Raw genomic sequence first — 23,426 nt, forward strand, 5'->3', positions numbered from 1 at the left:
GCTTGCAGATTTAACCACTGATGACTCAAATCAGCCACTCAAGACTGTCATCAACCTTTCGCCATTTTTAAAAACCGCTCAAGCAGCATATCGACCACTCAGTGCTCTATTCGACCACTCATCTACTAACCGAATGCATTTAACACAAGTGACGCATAACATGCATCCTGAGATTAAAAAATTACCCTACCCAACTAAGACCAAGGACAATTGCTATGATGTGGTTTCTAACCTGTGTCGCAGCCCTAATCGGCGGATATTTCATCTACGGCGCTTTCGTCGAGAAGATTTTCGGCATCAATGAAAAACGCCAAACGCCAGCTCACACCAAATCGGACGGTGTTGACTTCGTTCCAATGTCAACAAAGAAAGTTTACCTAGTTCAACTACTAAACATCGCAGGTGTGGGTCCAATTTTTGGCCCGATCATGGGGGCACTATACGGTCCTGCGGCGATGCTTTGGATTGTAGTCGGTTGTATTTTTGCTGGTGCAGTACACGATTACTTCTCAGGCATGCTTTCAGTGCGTAACGGCGGTGCATCTGTACCTACCATTACAGGTCGCTACCTAGGTAATGGCGCAAAACACTTTATGAATATTTTTGCCATTGTCCTATTGCTTCTAGTTGGCGTAGTGTTCGTTTCAGCCCCTGCTGGCATGATTACTAACCTCATCAATGATCAAACAAGCTTGAGTGTAAGCATGACAACGATGGTTATTGCTATCTTTGCTTACTACATCATTGCGACGATTGTTCCTGTCGATAAAATCATTGGTCGTTTCTACCCACTGTTTGGCGCCCTACTTATCTTTATGTCTGTTGGCCTAATGACAGCCGTTGCTTTCTCTAGCGAACACACAGTAATGGGTGACTTCCAAGTTTCGGACATGTTCTCTAACCTCAACCCAAATGACATGCCGTTATGGCCTGCATTGTTCATCACTATTGCATGTGGTGCTATCTCTGGCTTCCACGCAACTCAGTCTCCACTGATGGCGCGTTGTATGGAAAATGAGAAAAACGGTCGCTTCGTATTCTACGGTGCAATGATTGGTGAAGGTGTTATCGCGCTAATTTGGTGTGCTATCGCTCTGTCTTTCTTCGGCTCTCTAGACGCTCTATCAGAAGCTGTGAAAAACGGTGGCCCTGGTAACGTGGTATACAGCGCATCATTTGGTCTGCTAGGTGTGTTCGGTGGTATCCTTGCGTTCCTGGGTGTGGTTATCCTACCAATTACGTCTGGCGATACAGCGTTCCGTTCAAGCCGCTTGATCCTTGCTGAATACTTCAACATGGAACAAAAAACGCTACGTAACCGTCTACTGATGGCACTTCCACTGTTCGTTATCGGCGGTATCTTAACTCAAGTAGACTTCGGCATTATCTGGCGCTACTTCGGTTTTGCAAACCAAACAACAGCGGTAATGATGCTTTGGACTGCGTCCGCTTACCTACTGCGTCACAACAAGCTGCACTGGATTACCACTATCCCAGCTATCTTCATGACCACGGTATGTGTCACGTTCATCTTAAACAACAGCTCGCTAGGTTTTGGTCTGCCAATGCAACTATCAACTATCGTAGGTATTGTGTTTGCCCTAGCTGTGACAGGTTACGTTATCAAAACCTCTAAGGGTAAAGGTGAAACTGAACTGGCTGACGAAGAGAAACCACAAGCCGTATCAGAAACAGCGTAATACTCGTCACATCTGAGTGACTAAGATAGGAGCCTGCCAATTGCAGGCTCTTTTTGTTTTATACCCAAGTCACTTTAAGGTTCAGAAAGCACAGCGCAGCATCATTTACTTAGCTGTTCTTATCTATCTGAGCCAAGCATCTTGAGGTTACTTAGGTATACAATAACAACATTGATTCTAGGTTAGGTTCACTATGGAACTGGTCATCTCCCTTTTACAACAGATGTGTGTGTACTTAGTTTTGGCTTACATGCTAAGTAAAACGCCAATCATCTTACCTTTGCTGAGTATTTCTTCGCGCTTAAGCCACCGCCTAATTTGTTACGTACTCTTCTCTGGCTTTTGTATTCTCGGCACCTATTTCGGTCTGCACATCAACGATGCTATTGCCAATACTCGTGCGATCGGCGCAGTTATGGGCGGGCTGTTTGGTGGACCTGTTGTAGGTTTCGCCGTCGGATTTACTGGTGGCATCCATCGATACTCTCTTGGTGGCTTTACTGACCTAGCCTGCGCAATTTCAACCACCGCCGAGGGCGTAATTGGTGGCTTGCTCCACGTTTACCTTATCAAGCGAAATAAAGGCGCATTGCTGTTTAATCCAAGCGTCGTATTCAGCGTCACGTTTGTTGCAGAAGTGGTGCAAATGATTTTGCTGCTCGCCGTCGCGAAACCTTTTGATCAAGCCTATGAACTGGTGTCCGCTATTGCAGCGCCTATGATCATCGCGAACTCATTTGGTGCAGCGTTGTTCATGAGTATCCTGCAAGACAGAAAAGCAATCTTTGAAAAGTTTTCTGCGACGTTTTCGCGTCGAGCGCTCACCATTGCTGATCGCTCAGTGGGAATTCTAAGCAACGGCTTCAACACCGAAAACGCAGAGAAAATCGCACGTATTATTTACGAAGAAACCAAAGTGGGCGCTGTCGCGATTACTGACCAAGAAAAGATCTTGGCGTTTGTGGGCATTGGCGATGATCACCATAAACCGAACACGCCGATTTCATCGCAAAGCACATTAGACTCCATGGAGAAAAACGACATCATTTATCTTGATGGTGCGGAGCGTCCATACCAATGCTCCATTGCAAAAGATTGCAAGCTCGGATCTGCGCTGATCATCCCACTGCGTGCAGGGAAAGAGGTCATTGGTACCATAAAGCTGTATGAACCGAAGCGTAAATTGTTCTCGACGGCCAACATGTCGATGGCGGAAGGAATAGCCCAGCTTCTATCTAGCCAAATCCTTTATGGCGATTACCAACAACAACAAGCCTTACTCGCCCAAGCAGAAATAAAATTGCTTCACGCTCAGGTGAATCCACACTTTTTGTTTAATGCACTCAATACTATTAGTGCGATTACTCGTCGTGACCCTGACAAAGCGCGCGAGCTAATCCAAAATTTATCGCACTTCTTCCGCAGCAATTTAAAGCAGAACATTAATACCGTGACGCTAAAGGAAGAGCTTGCACATGTGAACTCGTACTTGAGCATCGAAAAAGCGCGTTTTACGGACCGCTTAGAGGTTGAAATCGATATTCAACCTGAATTGCTGGACATCAAATTACCAAGCTTTACACTCCAGCCTTTGGTTGAGAATGCCATTAAGCATGGCATTTCAAACATGCTTGAAGGTGGTAAAGTTCATATATACAGCGAAGCACACCCACAAGGTCACTTGATTACCGTCGAAGACAACGCAGGCAGTTTTGAACCGCCAAAAGAAAACCACTCAGGGCTAGGTTTAGAAATTGTCGACAAACGTCTCACTAATCAATTTGGACGTGATGCAGCGCTAAAAATTACGTGCGAGCCACATCAATTTACTAAAATGAGCTTTATCATTCCCCCAAAATCATAAAAGCACGCTGAAGCAATAAAGGTAATGTTGGATGTTAACCGCACTCGTCATTGATGATGAACAGTTTGCTCGTGAAGAGCTAGCAGAGTTACTGGATGAAACAGGCCAAGTTGAGGTCGTGGGCGATGCCTCAAACGCAATCCTTGGCCTAAAAAAAATCAATGAACTTAAGCCTGATGTGGTGTTTCTCGATATCCAAATGCCTCAAGTCACGGGGATTGAACTACTTGGGATGCTTGATCCAGAAACCATGCCTTATGTGGTTTTTGTCACGGCTTATGATCAGTATGCGATTCAAGCATTTGAAGACAATGCCTTTGATTACTTGCTCAAACCTGTCGACCCATGCAGGTTAACTAAAACGGTCAAACGACTAAACAAAGTCATTAGCCAATCCGCCCTAACGCAACAACTGTCTGCTATTACACCTGACACGTTGGATCAGATACCGTGCATCGGACACAACCGCATCGTTATCATGGCCACCGACACGGTGGAATGTGCTTACAGTGATATCAGCGGCGTGCATGTACGCTCCACCAGCCAAACCGCGAGCACCCAACTGACATTAAAAACGTTGGAAGAGAAAACCCCTCTAGTCCGCTGCCATCGTCAATACTTAGTCAGTATTAAAGCGATTAGCGAAATCAAGTTACTGGAAAATGGGTTAGCGGAAATCATCACCAAAACAGGCTTTGAGATACCAGTAAGCCGCCGCTACTTAAAGGTGCTCAAAGAGATGCTCGGCATTAGCCACTAACACAAAAACTTCACACATCATCGCTAAGTTTCCGCTAGCGTATAAATAGGACGCTCTGAAAAGACGAGGCGATGATGTATAAAGTTTTATTCATATGTAAGCACAACGCTGGACGAAGCGTCCTCGCGGAGTCAATCGCAACCAATATCCTGCCAGCAGATTTTAGTGTCACCAGTGGAGGCTCACATCCCACAGGCAAGGTGCACCCAGTGGTGCAAAAATATTTAGATGACCACCAACTCCCCATTCCGCATATCCACACGCATTCATGGGAGGAGCGAACTCAGTTTCTTCCCGACATCGTTATTATTCTCTGTGATTCTTTACATCAAGAAACCGCTCCTCAGTGGCTTGCAGGTGGTGTTCGAGTAAACTGGCAAGTTGATGCTTTTCCGACCGATGGTTCTGATGAAGACATGTACGCACATTGCGAAAAGGTTGCTCAATCGCTTGAGCGAAGAATCACGAAGATGTCTGATATGATTATCGATGGTTTAGGAAAAGACCAAATTCGTGATTACCTAAATGAGTTAAGAGAGATGTAAAAAAGGCGACCCACAGGTCGCCTTTTGAATATTCGATAAATGGAGACTAATCCACTTGCTTGATTTGCAGTTCTTTAGGTACTTCAAAGAACATATTCTCTTCACGGCCAAGTACTTCATCAACCGCTTCGGCACCGACGAGTTCTTTGATTCGCTCTAGAATCTGATTAACGAGCTCTTCCGGAGCAGATGCTCCCGCAGTCACGCCGACCTTTGTTTTGCCTTCGAACCACTCAGGTTTGATATCTTCCGGACAGTCGGTTAAGTAGCCAGGTGTCCCTAGCTTTTCAGCTAGCTCTTTAAGACGTGTAGAGTTTGATGAGTTTTTAGAACCCACCACAACCATCACATCTACGTCACCAGCTAATTCACGTACGGCATCTTGGCGGTTTTGTGTCGCATAACAGATATCGTCTTTACGTGGACCTTGGATATCTGGGAACACGCGGCGTAGCTCTTCGATAACATCGGCAGTTTCATCGACAGAAAGCGTCGTTTGGCTTACGTAATGAAGATCGGATGGATCTTTCACAATCGCCTTCAGTTTCTCAACATCGGCTGGAGTTTCAACCAAGTACATACCACCGGTTTCACTGGCGTATTGCCCCATCGTACCTTCGACTTCAGGGTGACCTGCGTGACCAATCAGAACCACTTCCATATTACGACGGCTCGCACGCGCCACTTCCATATGCACTTTGGTTACTAAAGGACACGTTGCGTCAAATACGGTCAAATCACGCTGCTTGGCTTCCTGACGAACCGCCTGCGATACACCATGAGCAGAAAAAATCACAATGTTGTTGTCTGGCACTTCATGCAGCTCTTCAACGAAGATAGCACCACGCTGTTTTAGACCTTCAACCACAAAACGGTTATGCACCACTTCATGTCGAACATAGATAGGTGGCTGATACATCTCTAGCGCACGCTCTACGATGCTAATCGCGCGGTCAACACCAGCACAGAAACCACGTGGGTTAGCTAACAGGATTTTCATTTCATTGCTCATGGAAATTATCTTTATTGGGTTCGCTATTCTACTGACAAAATTTCAACTTCGAAAGTCACGTCTTGTCCCGCTAGAGGATGGTTGAAGTCCACAGTGACTGAATCGCCTGCAATCTCTGTAATAATGCCCGGGATTTCCATGCCATCAGGGCCACTGAAGGCCATGATTGTACCAACTTCCACTTCTGCATCACCTACAAATTTAGTGCGATCCATATAGTGAATATGATCAGGGTTTGGCATACCAAACGCGTCTTCTGCCTTTAGCTCAATCGCTTTTTGTGCGCCTGTTTCGAGGCCGATCAAGCATTGCTCAAAGTTTTCACTCAAGCTGCCATCACCCATAACAAACTTCGCTGGTTTACCCATGTTATGAGTACTATCTGCAACCGATCCGTCTTTCATTTTAATCGTAAAGTGAAGGGTTACTACCGATTCATTGGTTATTGTTGTCACGTTAATGCTTCCTTGTTCTTGGGTTATTACGCTGTCAGCTTGGTCTTTTTATACATTGATATGCTGATTGGCGCTCCAACATAATAAAAAGCGTCGCTCGAATCAACGGACGACGCTTAGGGTTATTCGATATATCGCAAAAGGTTACTTGTTAGCGTCTTTTTTACGGAAGCCATCCAGAATAATCATTGCCGCACCAATACAGATCGCCATGTCAGCAAGGTTGAATGCTGGCCAGTGGTAGTTACCCCAGAAGAAGTCTAGGTAATCAACAACAAAGCCATGAACGACGCGGTCAAACACGTTGCCCACTGCACCACCAATAATCAGTGCATAAGCAATGTTGTTCCATTTTTCTTTTGCTGGAAGCTTGCTCATCCAGTAGGTCAAAAGACCCGTCACAACAAACGCGATACCTGTAAATAACCAACGCTGCCAACCAGCTTGATCGCTCAAGAAGCTGAAAGCGGCACCGTAGTTATGAACGTAAAGTAGGTTGAAGAATGGCAACACCTCAATTCGGTTTGCCCATCCGTAGCCCATGTTGTCCATCACCACCAATTTGATGCCAATATCTGCAATAAATACCAGAATTGCTAACCACAGCCAGCGAACTCCAGATTGCTTTAACGTCAGTGCTTTTTCACTCATTACTTTACCTACAAACAGCCCCAGTAAATACTGGGGCTGTTAATTTTAAAAAAAGTTCAGTCGTTCTAGGCAATTACGCGAATTTACGTACTTCACCTTCGCCGTCTACGTTAGACACACAACGACCACAGATCTTCTCGTGACCTTCAATTGTGCCTACGTCTGGCGTGTGGTGCCAACAACGGTCACACTTCTCGCCTTCAGCTGCTGCTACTTCTACAAACAAGCCTTCGATATCCGTCGCTTGTGCTGCATCCGTCTTCTCACCTAGAGGCTTAACTTTCGCCGCAGAGGTTAGTAGAACAAAGCGCAGTTCATCTTCAAGTTTGTTGATCTTCGCCGCTAGTGCGTCATCAGCAAATAGAGTCACTTCAGCTTGTAGTGCACCACCAATGGTTTTCTCTTTACGCGCATCTTCTAGAAGTTTGTTTACCGCACCACGAACCGCTTGGATCTCAGACCAGAATTCGTTGTTCAGCTCTTCACCTTCAGCAAGACCGAATAGACCGTCGAACCACTCACCAGTGAATACGAACTTGTCGCGTTGACCTGGCATTTCGTTCCAGATTTCATCTGCAGTGAACGACATGATTGGCGCCATCCAACGAACTAGCGCTTCTACGATGTAGTAAAGTGCAGTCTGACAGCTACGTTGAGCGTTGCCGCCACGTTTTGCTGTGTACTGACGGTCTTTAATTACGTCTAAGTAGAAAGAGCCCATTTCGATTGAACAGAATTGCATTAGACGCTGAGTTACACCGTGTGTGTTGTACTCTTCGTATGCTTTAACAATCTCTTCTTGTGCTGCTAGTGCACGACCAACCGCCCAGCGATCTAGCGCAACCATCTCTTCAACAGGAACGATGTCTGTTTCAGGGTTGAAGCCGCTCAAGTTAGCTAGGAAGAAACGCGCTGTGTTACGGATACGACGGTACGCATCTGCGCTGCGTTTTAGGATTTCATCAGAAACCGCAACTTCACCAGTGTAGTCTGTAGAAGCAACCCATAGACGAAGAATGTCAGCACCTAGCTTGTTGGTTACGTCTTTTGGCGCAACCACGTTACCGATAGATTTAGACATCTTACGACCCTGACCGTCAACCACGAAACCGTGTGTCAGTACTTGTTTGTAAGGTGCTTCGTCTTTCATCGCAATAGATGAAATTAAAGAAGATTGGAACCAACCGCGGTGTTGGTCAGAACCTTCTAGGTATAGGTCTGCACTGTTGCCGTTGTACTCTTCACGAGCATCAACAACAGAGAAGTGAGTGACACCTGAATCGAACCATACGTCTAGCGTATCTAGCACTTTTTCGTATTGGTCAGCGTCAGCACCTAGTAGTTCAGCGGCATCTACATCCCACCATGCTTGGATGCCTTTCTCTTCAACCAGCTTAGCGACTTTCTCGATCAGCTCTAGCGTGTTTGGATGAAGTTCTGCTGTTTCTTTATGAACAAACAGAGCAATTGGCACACCCCAAGTACGTTGACGAGAGATACACCACTCAGGGCGACCTTCGATCATACCTTCGATGCGGCTTTGACCCCACTCAGGCATCCACTCTACATTCTTGATTGACTCTAATGCTTTAGCACGTAGGCCAGCTTGGTCCATAGAAACGAACCATTGAGGTGTAGCACGGAAGATGATTGGGGTCTTATGACGCCAACAGTGTGGGTAGCTGTGCTCGTAAGCGTGGTGGTGTAGTAGTGCACCTTTTTCTTTTAGTACTTCTACTACTGCATCGTTCGCTTTAAATACGTGCTGACCAGCAAATAGCTCTGTATCTGGTAGGTAAACACCGTTTGAGCCAACTGGGTTTGCTACTTCTAGGTTGTACTTGTTACCAACCGCGAAGTCTTCTTGACCGTGACCAGGAGCAGTGTGAACAACACCAGTACCTGAATCAGTCGTAACGTGATCACCAAGGATCGCCGGTACAGTGAAATCGTAGAATGGGTGTTGGAATTGAGAAAGCTCTAGGTCCGCACCTTTAGCAAAGCCAAGGTTGTGGAAGTGCTCGATACCCGCACGGTCCATTACGTCTTTCGCTAGCTCAGCAGCAACGATGATACGCTCAGCGTTGTCGCCTTCTGTTTGGATAAGCACGTACTCTAGATCATCACGTAGACATACTGCGCGGTTTGCAGGCAGTGTCCAAGGTGTTGTTGTCCAGATAACGATAGATACGTCACCGTGACCTTCATGACCTTCTGTCAGTTCAAATTTAGATAGCAGTGCCGCTTCGTCAGCCGCTTTAAAACGAACGTCGATAGATGGCGATACTTTATCTTTGTATTCTACTTCCGCTTCAGCAAGAGCAGAACCACAGTCTGTACACCAGTGAACAGGTTTGAAACCTTTTAGCAGGTGACCATTGCTTGCGATCTTACCAAGAGCACGAATAATGTTCGCTTCAGTTGCGAAATCCATAGTGCGGTATGGCTTGTCCCACTCACCCATGATACCAAGGCGTTTGAAGCTCTCTTTCTGACCTTCAACCTGACCTGCTGCGTATTCACGACATTTCTCGCGGAATTCCGCTGCTGTCACTTTTTGGCCTGGCTTACCTACTTTCTTCTCTACCATTAATTCGATTGGTAGACCGTGGCAGTCCCAGCCTGGGATGTAAGGTGCGTCAAAACCTGAAAGTGTTTTGGATTTAATAATAATGTCTTTAAGAATCTTGTTTAGTGCGTGACCAATATGAATGTCACCATTTGCGTAAGGAGGGCCATCGTGCAATACGAATGACTTTTTGCCTTTCTTAGCTTTACGGATTTCACCGTAAAGATCTTCTTTGTACCAACGCTTAAGCATTTCTGGCTCACGATTGGCCAGGTTGCCGCGCATTGGAAACCCTGTTTCAGGTAAGTTCAGGGTATCTTTATACTCACTCATCGATTCTTAATTCCGTTATATTGGGCGAAAATTAGACATTATGTTGAACGGTGGAATAAACCGCTCAACGCTTAAGCTGACGCAGCCACACCCTTGCTGCTTCAGCATCCAATTCGATTTGTTGTTTAAGTGCTTCAAACGACTCAAACTTTTGCTCATCTCGAAGTTTATGCAAAAGTTCCACTTCTAGTTGCTTGCCATATAAATTGGCATGAAAGTCGAATAAGTGCACTTCTAACTGTTGGCGAACACCATTGACGGTTGGTCTTTGACCAATATTAGCAACACCACCAACTGGCTTATTTCCTAAGCCAAGCGCTTGAACAACATAGACTCCGGAAACCGGAGAAACACAGCGTTTCAAAGGAATATTTGCAGTAGGGAACCCAATGGTTCGACCTAGCTTTCTTCCGTGAGAAACACGACCGCTGATGCTGTAGTTTCTTCCCAGCATCTGTTGCGCGGAATGCAAATCGTCACGCGCCAGCGCTTGACGGATAGCCGTACTGCTGACACGTAATTGTTGTAAACAAAAGCTCTGGGTACTTACGACATCAAAGCCGTATTTTTCCCCTGCTTCCTGCAGCATTGCAAAGTTACCTGTACGGCCTTTGCCAAAGCAGAAATCATCACCAACGACAAGAAACTTAACACCCAAACGCTCGACCAACAAGTCACGGATAAACTCTTCCGCGGTTAAACTTGCAAAATGGCGATTGAAATTGACACACAGTAAGCGGTCAATATCGAGCTTACTCAATTGCACGAACTTATCGCGTAATCGCGTCAACCTTGCAGGTGCCTTGTCTTTGGCAAACAGCTCCATCGGCTGAGGTTCAAAGGTCATCACAACAGAAGGCAAGGATAGCCTGTCCGCTTGCTCAGACACTTGCTGCAATACTTGTTGATGGCCTTTATGGACACCATCGAAATTGCCAATAGTCAGCACACAACCATGATGTCGCGGGTTGATATTGTGAATGCCTCTAATCAGTTCCATTGGATACTGCTTTCTGCCTCTGTTTTACTTTACACTGTGTGAAACTGACGGATTATATACTAATCACCCTCAGTCTGTCCCAGCTTTTAGGTCTTTTAAACGCGCACCAGTTAAAAATAGAACCACTAGGTAAACTACGGCTCCTAAACCGATCAACATCCCTAGCACCGCGCTTCGGTGAGCAAAGCTCCAGCCCAGCCATACTGACATATCTTCCAGTTGCCATAAGATTGCCGCCACCATCGCCGCGCCAGCAATAGCTAAACGTATAATAAAGAAGACGGTTCGCTTAGTGATTTGGTATACCTCTGCGATGTGCAGGCCACGATACAGCAGTGCCATATTCACAAATGCCGATAGTGCCGTCGCGATAGCCAAGCCAACGTAGCCATAGAAGTACGCAAAAATTGCATTAAATACCATGTTGGTCACCATCGCAATGATGCCGTATTTCACTGGCGTTTTAGTGTCTTGACGCGAGTAATAACCCGGAGCGAGCACTTTAATCAGCATAAAGTTCAACAAGCCTGAAGCGTAAGCAAAGAGTGACAATGATGCTTGATGTACGTCTTGTGGCGAAAACTCACCTCGCATGAATAACACCATCAACATAGGTTTTGCCAGTACCATCAAACCAAGCATTGCAGGAAGGCCAAGTAAGATCACCATGCGCACCCCCCAGTCCATGGTTTGTGCGAATCCTTCATTTTGTGCGTCAACATGTTTGCGTGATAATGCTGGTAAAATCACCGTTGCAATAGCAATACCAAACAGACCTAACGGGAATTCCAACAAGCGATCTGAATAGTACAACCAACTGATCGAACCGGTTTGCAGAAAGCTGGCAATAAAAGTATCAAACAACAAGTTGATTTGGCTTACCGACACACCGAACAAAGCAGGAATCATTAAGGTTCGGATCTTCACCACGCCCGGATCGCGCCAGCCCCATTTCGGCTTAACCATAACCCCCGCTTTAATAAGGAAAGGGATTTGAAATAAGAACTGAACCAAACCACCAAGGAAAACACCGATGGCAAGGCCAATCTCTGGCTGTGACATCTGCGGCGAGATAAACCATGCTGCCAAAATGATCATTACGTTGAGGAAGACGGGAGTAAACGAAGAAACCGCAAACTTACCTAGTGTATTGAGAATGGCTCCCGATAGGGCAACAAAAGTGATGAACCATAAATAAGGAAAGGTAATCTTGAGCATCACGCTAGCAAGTTCGAACTTCTCAGCCGCGGGACCACCATGCATCCAGTCTAGGAACCAACCAAAACCAAACAGTGCAGTCACCACTCCGGAACCTAGAACACCTAAGATGGTAACAATTGAGACTATCACCCCTAATGTACCCGCCGCACGAGCAATGAGCTCCCGAGTTTTATCCATGTCGCCTTGAGCATGGCTTTCCGTTAAAACAGGTACAAACGCTTGGGAAAAAGCACCTTCAGCAAACAAACGTCGTAAAAAATTAGGAATTTTATTGGCGAAGAAAAAGACGTCTGCGCTTGCTCCTGCCCCCATTAAATTTGCCACTACAACATCACGAACTAGGCCAAGAACGCGGGAAATAAATGTCATAGCACTGACGATCATGCCAGACTTGAGTAGTCGTTTACTCACTGTAACCTCGGAATATCACCATAAGACAGCTAACCCTATACTGTTTCTCTGACAGGTGCTGCAAATAGACGTCAAAAATCTATCCGCGGGTTGTAAGGAATAAGTGTGCCTTTCGCGGATAATTATTAGCATTGGTATAAAAATGCTGTTAGAATCCCCGCCATCTTAACCGCGATAACCTCTCTTACCAAAATTTGTTTTGGCTTAGATCGGTTTTTGCACAAATCATTTGACATTTAAGCGCAAATGAGGGATATTCCTCGCCCTTAAATTGTCACAGAACTAAGTTTTTGGGAGTTAGACCCTTGGCAAATAGTAAATCTGCTAAGAAGCGCGCTATCCAAGCTGAGAAACGTCGTCAGCACAATGCTAGCCGTCGCTCAATGATGCGTACTTACATGAAGAAAACTGTTGCTGCTATCGAAGCAGGCGACAAAGAAGCTGCAACTGCTGCATTCGCTGTAGTTACACCTATCCTAGACCGCATGGCAACTAAAGGCCTTATTCACAAGAATAAAGCAGCTCGCCATAAGTCTCGTTTCGCTGCACAAATCAAAGCTCTTTAATAGAGTCCTAATTTTACAGTGAAGAAAAAACCGACCTTGTGTCGGTTTTTTTATATCTACAAAGTTTTCTTAATAAAAAAAGCTGGCAATGCCAGCTTTTCTTTTTCTGAATGTCCCATTTAAAGACATCAGCTTATTCATTACCCATATAACGCTCAAACTAGAAAGCACTAATAAAACACTTGAGAACAAAGCAAATTGGTCGATGAGTAGTACCCTATCATCAAAATTTTAGCGCCACTCTCAAATATTCCAACAAGTTAGATTCACACTCTAAGATGAGCAGTATATTAGGACTATTTAATTAATGTTGAGCACTCTCAGCACAATAAAGACTATGCAGTGTTTTTATTAACGCTTTCACTTCATCACTCTTTAATGTGTAGTACACCGTCTGTGCTTCTTTCCTTGTCGTGACTAACTCATCACGGCGAAGCCAAGCAAGATGCTGAGATAATGCCGACTGGCTTAGCTCTAACTTTGCACACAGCTCTCCCACGGACAGCTCTTGGTTATGCAGCATACAAAGGATTTGTAGGCGTCTCTCGTTTGCCATCGCTTTGAGCAACACGACGGCTTTTGCGGAGTTCTGCTCCATTTCTTGTAGATTCATGTGTTGGACCTCTAGCTACAACTTACTTATTCCAACCCTGGCCAGCTTGTTGTGTTGCACTGATTTATATATCTAAGAAAATCAAGATACACTTCCAGAGTCTTCATTATTAGAACCTCTAATTTAGTTGTTAGTGATACACCAATATTATCCACCAAGGATTTTAATTGGTGCGCCATCAATAATTAATAGTTTTGCTCACTAAAACAAGTATCTTGCTTACTTAGATATTATTTAGAATTATATTTTTATTGATAGTAATCTATTTATTTACGCAACGATACGGGTTTACTCAAACATTTGACTGAAATCAGCATCACAAACATTTTTTACCGCGGGGTGTTGGATCATTCGTTCCGCAAAAATCACGTAGTACTCTTCTTTTAGCCCATCGACATGGCCAATTAGCTGTAAATTTCGGTCGTCTTCAATCTCCGACATGTATACGGTCGGTGCCAAGAAAATCACATCATCGTGGTACCGAGCAAAAGCTTTCATCAACGCAACATCATCAAACTCCCCCAGCACATTGGGTTGAAGACCTTGACGATCAAACCATTGAATAACTTTACGCCCCATAGCCGTTCGGCTCGCGGGAATCAGAAGTTTTTTTTGTTCCAAGATCTCAGGGAATCGCACATTTTCAATTTCAGAAGAAGCAAAAAAGCTCATGCTACTTTCACCTAACTTTTTGCTATAAAGGCCAGGACTTTGAGTAGAATCAACGGGACAATCCGAAAGGATCATATCTAGCTTGTGCTGAGAAAGGCGTTCAAGTAGCAGTTCGTGGGTCGATTCATAACAGCGTAAATGAATACTGTTATCTTCCGGGACGGTCGTCATCAGTACTTTACTGACCAAGCGTTTAGATAATGCATCGGCTACACCAACTTCAAATAGAATGTTCGAGTGCTGGCTGTAATTGACGATATCTAACATCTCATAGCTCAAACCGAACATCCGGTCGGCGTACTTAAACACAAGCTGACCTAACTCAGTGGGCTCAACTGTACGACCATTGCGCTTGGTTAACTTTCCTTTCATGCGCTCTTCAAGCGCTTTAATCTGTCCTGTCACGGTTTGCGGTGTCAGGAAGAGCGCGTCAGCCGCCTTAGTTACAGAGCCCTGTTTGCACACCATCCAGAAATAATAGAGATGGTTGTAGTTTAGATGTGACATGATCGAGTCCCGAAAAGAAAGTGATACTTTTTATACCAAATGTGACAGAGACAAACAATAAACTCGACAAAACCATACAATACCTTACAAAAGCATAAGTTTTACCGAAAGTATAAAGTCAACACTGTCATAAAAGTTGAACTGAGGCGCATTTTCTCTACAAAAAAAACGCAAAAACCAAACAAAACTAAATCAAAATTTAACCATTAAAATCAACAAGTTAAAAATTAATTTTCTTCCTCTTTTACGCCATTATCAAAAAGAACAATAAAAATCTCTCACAGCAAGAAATCTGTAATATTACTGAAATATTTGTTCTCTAACATCGCCCGCAGATTCAACTACAGACCGAAAAATGAACTGAAAGGTCAACGGAGAAAATTATGATGAACCAAGCTACTTCAACAGTGGCACCAATTTCGAGCACAGCTCGTTGGTTACGCTGGGCTAACTTGGCATTCATGTTATATCTGCTTCTTCTAGCAGTATCTATGGTTGGTAGTGGCTTTAAATGGGCAACTGGCGATCAAGCTAAGGTGCTATTTGAATTTGCCGCACACCCAGTTGCAGGTCTAATGATCGGCTTGGTGGCAACAGCCTTAATTCAGTCTTCAAGTACTGTAACGTCTATTATTGTAGGCTTGGTTGCAGGTGGCTTACCTGTAGAAACCGCTATCCCTATGGTGATGGGTGCTAACATTGGTACCACAGTGACCAATACGCTTGTGTCTCTTGGCCACGTGCGCTGTAAAGAAGAGTTCAAACGTGCATTTGCAAGTGCAACCATTCATGACTTCTTCAACTTGCTTGCTGTCGCTATTTTCCTTCCGTTGGAAATGATGTTCGGCATTTTAGAGAAAGTTTCTCACTGGCTTGTTTCTCCACTGCTTGCTACTGGTGATATGAGCATTAAAGGCTTCAACTTTATTAAACCAATTACAAAGCCAGTCGTAGGCGCAATTAAAGAGCCACTTTCTACCTTCGGTGATACTGTTGGCGGCGTCATGCTTATTGCTTTGGGTATTGCGACTATCTTCGTTGCAATCACAGTGATGGGTAAATTGATGAAGAGCCTAATGGTTGGTCGCGCACGTGAAATTTTGAAAAACGCCATCGGTCGTGGTCCTATTCACGGCATCGTATCAGGCTCAATCGTGACCGTTCTAGTACAATCTTCCTCAACCACGACAAGTTTAATGGTTCCGTTGGTTGGTACTGGCGTGTTGAAAGTACGAGATATCTACCCTTTCACTCTGGGTGCTAACATTGGTACTTGTATTACGGCACTACTAGCAGCGACAGCGGTATCTGGAGAGTTCGCAGTATTCGCACTTCAAATCGCTCTAGTCCACTTAGTATTTAACATCATGGCGACGCTGTTTATCTTTGGAATTCCATTCCTACGTGAGATTCCGGTTAAAGGCGCTGAGATGATTTCTGAAATGGCTATTAAGAATAAAGCAGTTGTTGGTGGTTACCTAATGTCAGTATTCGTTATTCTACCAGGTGCAATTCTAGCCCTAACAACGTAACAACAACGACATACCATCGCTTATTGTTTAGGCTCCACATCGTGGAGCCTTTTTTATGATAATTAAACTGTTCAAATCGATTGTCCGGTGATAATTTGAGCCACATCAGCATGATTATGCTGAGCTATCTCATTTGGAGTCGACAACATGACGCAGCTTAATGACGCTATTTCTGATCAGCTACTCGCAATAGACGAAAACCTAACCCAACTGGTTGCTGATATTGATATCCTCAGTAGCGTGAATCCTCTTAATTATGCTCAAGAAAGAGAACGTTTCATTAAAAACAAATATTCTCAAGAGCCTAGTTTTCAATATTCAATTACTAACGTAGATACCCACAGCGCAAAGCGACGTCTATATGAGCTACCTCTAGAAAACATTCAAGACACCCAATTGCAGAGGCTGTACGCGGATGTAATTCAGTCTTATGCTGATAAACTAGATCAAGTGAATACCATAGGTACGCAAGAGTTTCTTTATAACTCCTTACGCTATTATGGGGAACCGAGCGCCAAAGATATTGCCAACGCCCATTTCATATTGCACCTTCCTACAGAAGAAGAAAAAGAACCTCAGCACGATAGCCGTGCAATAGCACGTTTCATGCAAAATTTTGCTCAACGCAATGGGTATGAATGTGAAATACAGGTGTTGGACGGGATGTTAGCAAACGCACTAGTTTCAGGATCTCGAGTCAAAATTAACCACGCGGCGTACATCACCACTGATGAGCTGGAGGCTCTTGCACATCATGAAATGGGAGTACATCTCCTAACTACGCTTAACGGTCGTCAACAACCGCTAAAAGTCCTGAGCTTAGGTTGTCCTGCCAATACCAACACTCAAGAAGGGCTGGCTATATTATGTGAGTATCTGTCAGGACATTTCAGTATCAAGCGCCTAAGAACCTTAGCCTTACGAGTTCTGGCAGTAGAGTCGATGATCAAGGATCGCGATTTCCGCCATACGTTCATGCTATTAAAAGAACAGTATAAAGCTTCTGATCTTCAAGCATTTACAACGACTGCCCGAGTCTATCGAGGTGGAGGTTTAACGAAGGATTACTTGTATCTTAGAGGATTCCGAGAGGTGCTCAATGCCTATGATAGATTGGGCGATGACTTTTCACTATTGTTGTGCGGGAAAACAGAGCTGAAGTACTTTGAGCTTATCCGTTCATTAGTGAGTAAAGAAATATTCACTCAACCTAAGTTTATTAGCCCGGCACTGTCCACACCGATGCAGACCAACCCAATTCACCGTTATATTGTCAGTGCACTAAAATAATACCTTCTAAGTACAAAAAAGAAAAAAGCTCCATTCGGAGCTTTTTCTATATCTTGAAGAACGATACTCGTTACACTGAGAATGGGTAACGAATAGGATCGTGATGCTCGTACCCTTCAACCCAAAAGTCATCCAGTGTGACCCATGTTTCCAAATCTTCTAGAGATTTAATCTCTGGGTTGATATGGAACGTCGGCGCTTTTAATGGCTCACGCTTCAACTGAACATCGCGCATAAGTTCAAGCTGGTCTTCATAAATGTGAGCATTCACAATCTTATGAAATGCCTGACCAGGTTTCTTGCCCGTAATTTGCGCCATAATCGCCAAGAACACGTAAACTTGAACCATATTGAAGTTTAAGCCAAGCGGTACATCACACGAACGCTGAGTACTATTCAGGTAAAGCGTATCATCCAGCAATGAAAAATGGTGACTGTACATACAAGGACGCAAGCACCCCATGTGGAACTCACCCGGGTTGTAGAAGTTCAAGATTTCACCGCGGTCATCAACACCACGCGTTAAGTCATCCACTATCTTACGTAGCTGGTCAACATGACCACCATCAGGTTTCGCCCAGGCGCGCCCTTGAACCCCATAGACACGGCCCATGTCGTCTTCACCTTTACGGTATGGGTTATTCAACCAGGCATCATTTAGGTTGGCATTGGCATCCCAGGTTTTCGTGCCCAGCTTACGAAAATCTTCCGCATTATCGTAACCGCGAATATACCCTAATAGCTCTGCAACGGCCGCTTTCCAAAAACTTTTACGTGTGGTGACCAACGGAAATTGATTGTTCGCAACATCGTAGGTTAAATCCGCGTTGATTACGGTCAGGCAGCGCTTGCCTGTACGCTCATTTTCAACCCAAACACCTTGGTCAACGATGCGTTGACACAAATCTAAATACTGTTTCACACCAATACCTTACTTCGTCTTTTGTGGTAATTCGTCTTTGTAATGACCACGTTTGTATGCCCAAACCATCATGAGGACACCGATAACCACCATTGGCAGGGATAAAATCTGTCCCATGGAAATAAAGCCACCGAATAAACCCAAATGAGCGTCTGGTTCGCGCACGTACTCAACTAAGAAGCGGAATGTACCATATCCAGCTAAAAATAGCCCTGAAACAGAACCTAGAGGACGAGGTTTCTTGATGAACCAATTCAAGATGAAGAAAAGTACGATACCTTCAAGCGCCATTTCATAAAGCTGTGATGGATGACGTGGCAGTGGACCGCCATTTGGGAAAACGATCGCCCAAGGCACATCCGTTACTCGGCCCCACAACTCGCTGTTCATGAAGTTACCTAAACGCCCCATACCCAAACCAAATGGCACAAGCGGCGCGATAAAGTCAGCAACACCGAAGAAAGTTCGCCCGTTTTTGTGTGCATACCAGAACATCGCAGTAATCACACCCAGTAAGCCCCCGTGGAAAGACATACCACCGGTCCACACTTTAAATAGATACAAAGGGTCAGCCAGGAAGAGCTCAAAATTGTAGAAAAGCACGTAGCCTACACGGCCACCAATCACCACGCCAAGGAAGCCTGCGAACAACAAATCAGAAACCTGCTCTCGTGTCCAACCACTTCCAGGCTTATCTGCACGTCGGTTCGCTAACCATAGAGCAAACATAAAGCCCACAAGGTACATCAAACCGTACCAACGAACCGAAACAGGACCAATAGAGATTAAAACCGGATCAATATTGGGAAATTCAATATATCCCTGAGACATAAATCATTCTCTTCTTATCACAACAAAATAAATATACCCAAGTAACCTCTAGATGCTTGGTTCAGCGAGAATGACTTGGGTACAAACTTAGAGCAGCATGGTCGCTGCAACAAACATTAAGAACACCGCGAATATCTTTTTTAATACCGCAGTTGGAAGGCTAGTTGCGAGCTTCGCACCCACTTTTGTTGTGAGCATCGAGGCCATAGCAATCGCTAATAAAGCGGGAAGATAAACATAGCCAATACTGTATGAAGGTAAGCCTTCCACTTTATAGCCATGTAAGATGAAGCCGATCATACCAGAAATAGCAATCACGCAACCACAAACGGAGGATGAGCCCACCGCTTTACGCATCTCTATCCCATGTTTATTTAAAAATGGTACCGACAGTGAGCCACCACCAATACCAGCAAGGCTTGATACGACACCAATTCCCGTGCCGTAAACTACAGTCACAGGGCTGCTCGGCATAGGTTTACTGCTCGTAACTTTAATGGAACGAAACATTTGTACTGACAGGCAAAGAACAATGACACCAAACACTTTCGGCAAATAGTGTGTAGGGATCCACTCAGCAATATTGGCACCAACAAAGCCACCAATGACCACACCAGGCATCAACCATTTTACGACAAACATATCGACATTGCCGAGCTTAAGGTGATTCATCGCCGATGAGCCAGACGTGACAATAATACTCGCTAACGAAGTGGCTAAGGCCATGTGCATACTCATTTCTGGAGAGATCCCAGCAAGAGGAAGCAAATACAACAAGGCAGGAACAACAATCAAACCACCACCGATACCGAGTAACCCCGCCATCACACCCACAAAAGCGCCTAGCGCCAACAATAACAAAAATAAAGAGACGGTCACGATTTCCTACTTTTTACCTGCACGGATAAAGCCCGCAAAACCCTGTTGGATGAAGAAGTCATGCATCATTTGATGAATGTCCTCCCCGTAGGACTTTGTCATTGCTTGCTCCGCTAATTTTTCTAATTCTTCTTGTTGGCTATGACGAATCAAATATTTCACCTTAGCCACGTTGGAGGTGTTCATACTCAAACTGGTATACCCTAACCCAAGTAAGAGAAGAGCGCCAAATGGGTCGCCAGCTAACTCACCACAAATACACACTGGCACCCGATACTTATCGCACACGTCATGGATTTGCTTAAGCGCTAACAGTACCGCAGGATGCATAGATTCATAGACATCCGCGACGCGCGAATTGTTCCTATCTACCGCTAATAAATACTGAGTTAAATCGTTTGTCCCGACAGAAACAAAATCAACACGGTGAGCGATCGTTGGCAACAGATACACCATCGATGGTACTTCAATCATGACCCCAATTTGTGGGAATTGAATTCTATCATCAAGCAAAACGGCTTCGCTGTGAGCTTGATTAATCAAGCTAATGGCATCGTCTAGCTCTTTTACCCCTGACACCATTGGCAATAAGATACTTAAGTTTCCGCTTTCTGCACTCGCTCTTAACATTGCACGCAGCTGGATCAAGAAAATGTCTGGATGATCCAATGTAAAACGAATGCCACGCCAGCCTAGAAACGGATTATCTTCTTCGATGGGCAAATACGGCAAAGGTTTGTCACCACCAATATCCAAAGTACGCATCACTACTCGTTGATTCGGATAGCTGTTAAGTATTGCTTGGTATTGATGATACTGTTCATCTTCCGAAGGAAAGTGATGCTGAAGTAAAAATGCAATCTCAGTTCGGTACAACCCAACACCATCAACACCTGTGTTGATGGCAATATTACTGTCTGCACTGAGTCCCGCATTCAGCATAATTTCGATATGGTGATTATCTTGCGTAACCGCAGGGAGTGCGAGGTCCTTGTTTACCATGGCAAACAGTTCAGACTCTTCGCTTACTAAGCTGCGATACTCTCGCAACAACTGGCGGTTTGGCTCTAAGAAGATCTCACCCGTATAGCCGTCGACTATCCCGAGTTTGCCATTCACCACATCCGGATTAATGTTGGCGCCCATGACTGCAGGGACCCCAAGAGCTCGAGATAAAATGGCAGCGTGAGAGTTTGCGCCTCCCTCTAATGATACGACGGCTAACAAAAACTCTTTAGGTACAGAAGCGAGCAAGGTGGCAGTGAGTTCGTTCGCCACCAAAATAATGGGACGATCAATTGCAGAATTTTCTTGCTCACTGTTGTGCAGAAAATAGAGCAGCCTTTGCCCTAACTCTCGGATATCTTGCGCTCTTTCACGCATGTATACATCCGACATTCTTGCAAATCGATTCGAGTATGACTCTACAACTTGGCGTAACGCCCAGTCTGCCCTGTCTCCTTTTTCAATCTGCTTCTTCAAATCACCGCGAAGCATCGGATCATTCAGTAAGTGAGTAAACAGATCGAAGATCGCCAGCGCATCTTTGTTGATTTCACTGTCCAGTTTTTTCCGCATGCGGCGAAAGTCATTTAACGCTCGCTCTATGGCCACCAGTAGTGTCTCGTGCTCGCGTTCCTTATCTAACGTGGACGAAGGGAAAATATCCGATAAACTCGGCTGGGTATTGTCGAACCAAAACTCTCCAATCGCGACACCAGTAGACGCAGGCAAACCTTTTAATACCGTGGGTTTAGATGCTAACTGCCAATGCCCAAGATTCTGCGCATGTGCAATGAGCACCGCTAACTGAGCGGATAAGGTAACAAGAAACGATTCTTCCATTTCACTAAACAAGCGCGGCGTTTTTTGTTGGATCACCAACACACCTAAAACTTGTTTACGATGAATGATTGGAGTAGCTAAAAAAGAGTGGTAAATCTGTTCGCCGAGTTGAGGAAAGAATTTGAACTCGGGGTGTTTTGAGGCTTCGGCAAGGTTAAGGGGTTCAGCGCTTCGTTTTACCAACCCAACCAAGCCTTCATTGAAGTTGATATGAATACTATCACCTTCAAAAATAAGGCCTTGAGTTGCCATTAACTCAAGGCGCTGCATTTCTTCATTAGCAAGATAGATAGTACAGCACTCAGTACTAAGGGCAGCACAAGTCTCTTTCACCAATATATCGAGTGCCAGATGCACATCATCGACCCTGGAGACTTTCTCAACTATTTCCCTTAGCTGACTGAGCATGATTATCCTCTACGTTGCTTTTTTCTTTTCCCTTTCGCTTTTCTCTCTCGAAAAGGCATGGCTAAGGATGCAAATTCTTTCATCGCTCGTCGATAAACATCTCGCTTGAAAGAAACAACTTGCCTAACTGGATACCAGTAACTTACCCAGCGCCAACCATCAAATTCAGGGGATTTTCCGCGTTGCATATTAATGCGAGACTCATCGCATTCTAATCTCAGCAGAAACCATTTCTGTTTTTGGCCGATACAAACAGGCTTGGAGTCCCAACGCACCAATCGCTTTGGTAGCTTATATCTTAACCAATGACGACTTGTTGCAATGATCTTAACGTCTTTTTTCGTTAAACCGACTTCTTCGTATAACTCCCTGAACATGGCTTGTTCAGGGGTTTCACCTTCGTCAATCCCACCTTGTGGAAATTGCCATGAGTGTTGCCCGTATCGTTTAGCCCAGAAGACCTGACCATGGTTATTACATATCACAATACCAACATTAAGTCGGTAACCATCGCCATCTATCACTGGCTAACCTCTATGAATAAATTTTTTATTACCGTGATTTTTCCACATATCCCCATTACTAGCAAACTTACTGATGTGATATGAGCAAGATTTATTACCTTTTCAGCATTTTTGGATATCTTTTAATCAAACCATACCTTATCAACACAAGAGTGAGACATTGCCCACATTTATTCACCTTTTCTGTGAATAACTTTGTGAAGAATTCAATTCAAATGAGTAATTCAGTTCAATCCCATCAAATGAAAAACAAATGAATAAACAAAAAAAACAAACATAAAGCATTGATAAAAAAGTATTTATTTTTAAAAATAAC

General features: G+C 44.5%; 20 protein-coding genes. 7 read left to right on the forward strand and 13 right to left on the reverse strand.

Translation table 11 applies throughout. The features are described 5' to 3' along the window. Positions 1–215 precede the first annotated feature (215 nt). The 4 genes from R7Z49_RS06770 (at position 216) to R7Z49_RS06785 (ending at position 4,869) form a co-directional block, all read left to right on the forward strand. Entirely contained in the window at positions 216–1,700 is a 1,485-nt protein-coding gene (locus R7Z49_RS06770) for a carbon starvation protein A (RefSeq protein WP_005381914.1), read from the forward strand. Positions 1,701–1,893: 193 nt separating this feature from the next. Further along, positions 1,894–3,564, forward strand: a complete 1,671-nt coding sequence (locus R7Z49_RS06775; protein WP_005381915.1) for a sensor histidine kinase — start codon at positions 1,894–1,896, stop codon at positions 3,562–3,564. Between the two features lie 31 nt (positions 3,565–3,595). Beyond that, the gene (gene btsR, locus R7Z49_RS06780; RefSeq protein WP_005381917.1) at positions 3,596–4,324 is read left to right on the forward strand and encodes a two-component system response regulator BtsR; all 729 of its coding nucleotides are present in this window, start codon (positions 3,596–3,598) and stop codon (positions 4,322–4,324) included. Positions 4,325–4,395: 71 nt separating this feature from the next. After that, positions 4,396–4,869, forward strand: coding sequence for a low molecular weight phosphatase family protein (locus tag R7Z49_RS06785; protein WP_017636163.1), 474 nt, complete (start codon positions 4,396–4,398; stop codon positions 4,867–4,869). 46 nt (positions 4,870–4,915) lie between these two features. Here R7Z49_RS06785 and ispH read toward each other — a convergent pair whose 3' ends face one another. The 6 genes from ispH to murJ form a co-directional block, all read right to left on the reverse strand. Beyond that, positions 4,916–5,881 carry a 4-hydroxy-3-methylbut-2-enyl diphosphate reductase gene (gene ispH, locus R7Z49_RS06790; RefSeq protein ID WP_005381920.1) on the reverse strand — a complete coding sequence of 322 codons (966 nt, stop codon included), beginning with the start codon at positions 5,879–5,881 and terminating at the stop codon, positions 4,916–4,918. A 23-nt stretch (positions 5,882–5,904) separates the two neighbouring features. Continuing rightward, a complete protein-coding gene (gene fkpB / locus R7Z49_RS06795; RefSeq protein ID WP_005381922.1) occupies positions 5,905–6,336 on the reverse strand; it encodes an FKBP-type peptidyl-prolyl cis-trans isomerase in 432 nt (143 codons plus the stop codon). Positions 6,337–6,480: 144 nt separating this feature from the next. Beyond that, on the reverse strand, positions 6,481–6,987 hold the full coding sequence (gene lspA / locus R7Z49_RS06800; protein ID WP_005381924.1) for a signal peptidase II: 507 nt from the start codon (positions 6,985–6,987) through the stop codon (positions 6,481–6,483). Between the two features lie 73 nt (positions 6,988–7,060). Further along, positions 7,061–9,889 (reverse strand): isoleucine--tRNA ligase, encoded by a 2,829-nt coding sequence (gene ileS / locus R7Z49_RS06805; RefSeq protein ID WP_017821497.1) that lies wholly within the window; start codon positions 9,887–9,889, stop codon positions 7,061–7,063. A 64-nt stretch (positions 9,890–9,953) separates the two neighbouring features. Beyond that, complete coding sequence (gene ribF, locus R7Z49_RS06810; protein WP_005381933.1) at positions 9,954–10,889, reverse strand: bifunctional riboflavin kinase/FAD synthetase; 936 nt, start codon at positions 10,887–10,889, stop codon at positions 9,954–9,956. A 69-nt stretch (positions 10,890–10,958) separates the two neighbouring features. Then, positions 10,959–12,521: a murein biosynthesis integral membrane protein MurJ gene (gene murJ / locus R7Z49_RS06815; RefSeq protein WP_005381936.1), complete on the reverse strand. Its 1,563-nt coding sequence runs from the start codon at positions 12,519–12,521 to the stop codon at positions 10,959–10,961. Between the two features lie 305 nt (positions 12,522–12,826). On the opposite strand from murJ, the gene rpsT reads away from it, so the two are divergent. Continuing rightward, entirely contained in the window at positions 12,827–13,087 is a 261-nt protein-coding gene (gene rpsT, locus R7Z49_RS06820) for a 30S ribosomal protein S20 (protein ID WP_005381938.1), read from the forward strand. 304 nt (positions 13,088–13,391) lie between these two features. On the opposite strand, the gene R7Z49_RS06825 is transcribed toward rpsT, so the two are convergent. Continuing rightward, positions 13,392–13,700: an ArsR/SmtB family transcription factor gene (locus tag R7Z49_RS06825; protein WP_005381940.1), complete on the reverse strand. Its 309-nt coding sequence runs from the start codon at positions 13,698–13,700 to the stop codon at positions 13,392–13,394. Between the two features lie 288 nt (positions 13,701–13,988). Then, the gene (nhaR, locus tag R7Z49_RS06830; RefSeq protein WP_005381942.1) at positions 13,989–14,879 is read right to left on the reverse strand and encodes a transcriptional activator NhaR; all 891 of its coding nucleotides are present in this window, start codon (positions 14,877–14,879) and stop codon (positions 13,989–13,991) included. A 386-nt stretch (positions 14,880–15,265) separates the two neighbouring features. Here nhaR and R7Z49_RS06835 point away from each other — a divergent pair, with 386 nt between their 5' ends. Together R7Z49_RS06835 and R7Z49_RS06840 are read left to right on the forward strand one after the other, a co-directional pair. After that, positions 15,266–16,411: a Na/Pi symporter gene (locus tag R7Z49_RS06835; protein WP_025768431.1), complete on the forward strand. Its 1,146-nt coding sequence runs from the start codon at positions 15,266–15,268 to the stop codon at positions 16,409–16,411. Between the two features lie 147 nt (positions 16,412–16,558). Then, positions 16,559–17,701 carry a flavohemoglobin expression-modulating QEGLA motif protein gene (locus R7Z49_RS06840; protein ID WP_130544982.1) on the forward strand — a complete coding sequence of 381 codons (1,143 nt, stop codon included), beginning with the start codon at positions 16,559–16,561 and terminating at the stop codon, positions 17,699–17,701. A 70-nt stretch (positions 17,702–17,771) separates the two neighbouring features. Here the strand turns inward: R7Z49_RS06840 and R7Z49_RS06845 are convergent, their stop codons facing one another. From R7Z49_RS06845 to rppH, 5 genes are all read right to left on the reverse strand, one after another. Then, positions 17,772–18,623, reverse strand: coding sequence for a thymidylate synthase (locus tag R7Z49_RS06845; protein ID WP_005381947.1), 852 nt, complete (start codon positions 18,621–18,623; stop codon positions 17,772–17,774). 9 nt (positions 18,624–18,632) lie between these two features. Further along, positions 18,633–19,454, reverse strand: a complete 822-nt coding sequence (gene lgt, locus R7Z49_RS06850; protein ID WP_005381948.1) for a prolipoprotein diacylglyceryl transferase — start codon at positions 19,452–19,454, stop codon at positions 18,633–18,635. A gap of 87 nt (positions 19,455–19,541) precedes the next feature. Continuing rightward, complete coding sequence (locus R7Z49_RS06855) at positions 19,542–20,333, reverse strand: sulfite exporter TauE/SafE family protein (RefSeq protein WP_005381949.1); 792 nt, start codon at positions 20,331–20,333, stop codon at positions 19,542–19,544. 6 nt (positions 20,334–20,339) lie between these two features. Next, complete coding sequence (gene ptsP, locus R7Z49_RS06860; RefSeq protein WP_186584460.1) at positions 20,340–22,586, reverse strand: phosphoenolpyruvate--protein phosphotransferase; 2,247 nt, start codon at positions 22,584–22,586, stop codon at positions 20,340–20,342. A 2-nt stretch (positions 22,587–22,588) separates the two neighbouring features. Next, the gene (gene rppH / locus R7Z49_RS06865) at positions 22,589–23,110 is read right to left on the reverse strand and encodes an RNA pyrophosphohydrolase (RefSeq protein WP_005381953.1); all 522 of its coding nucleotides are present in this window, start codon (positions 23,108–23,110) and stop codon (positions 22,589–22,591) included. Positions 23,111–23,426 lie beyond the last annotated feature (316 nt).

It is taken from the genome of Vibrio sp. 1562 (assembly GCF_033340155.1).
In the GTDB taxonomy this organism is placed as follows: Bacteria; Pseudomonadota; Gammaproteobacteria; order Enterobacterales; family Vibrionaceae; genus Vibrio; species Vibrio alginolyticus.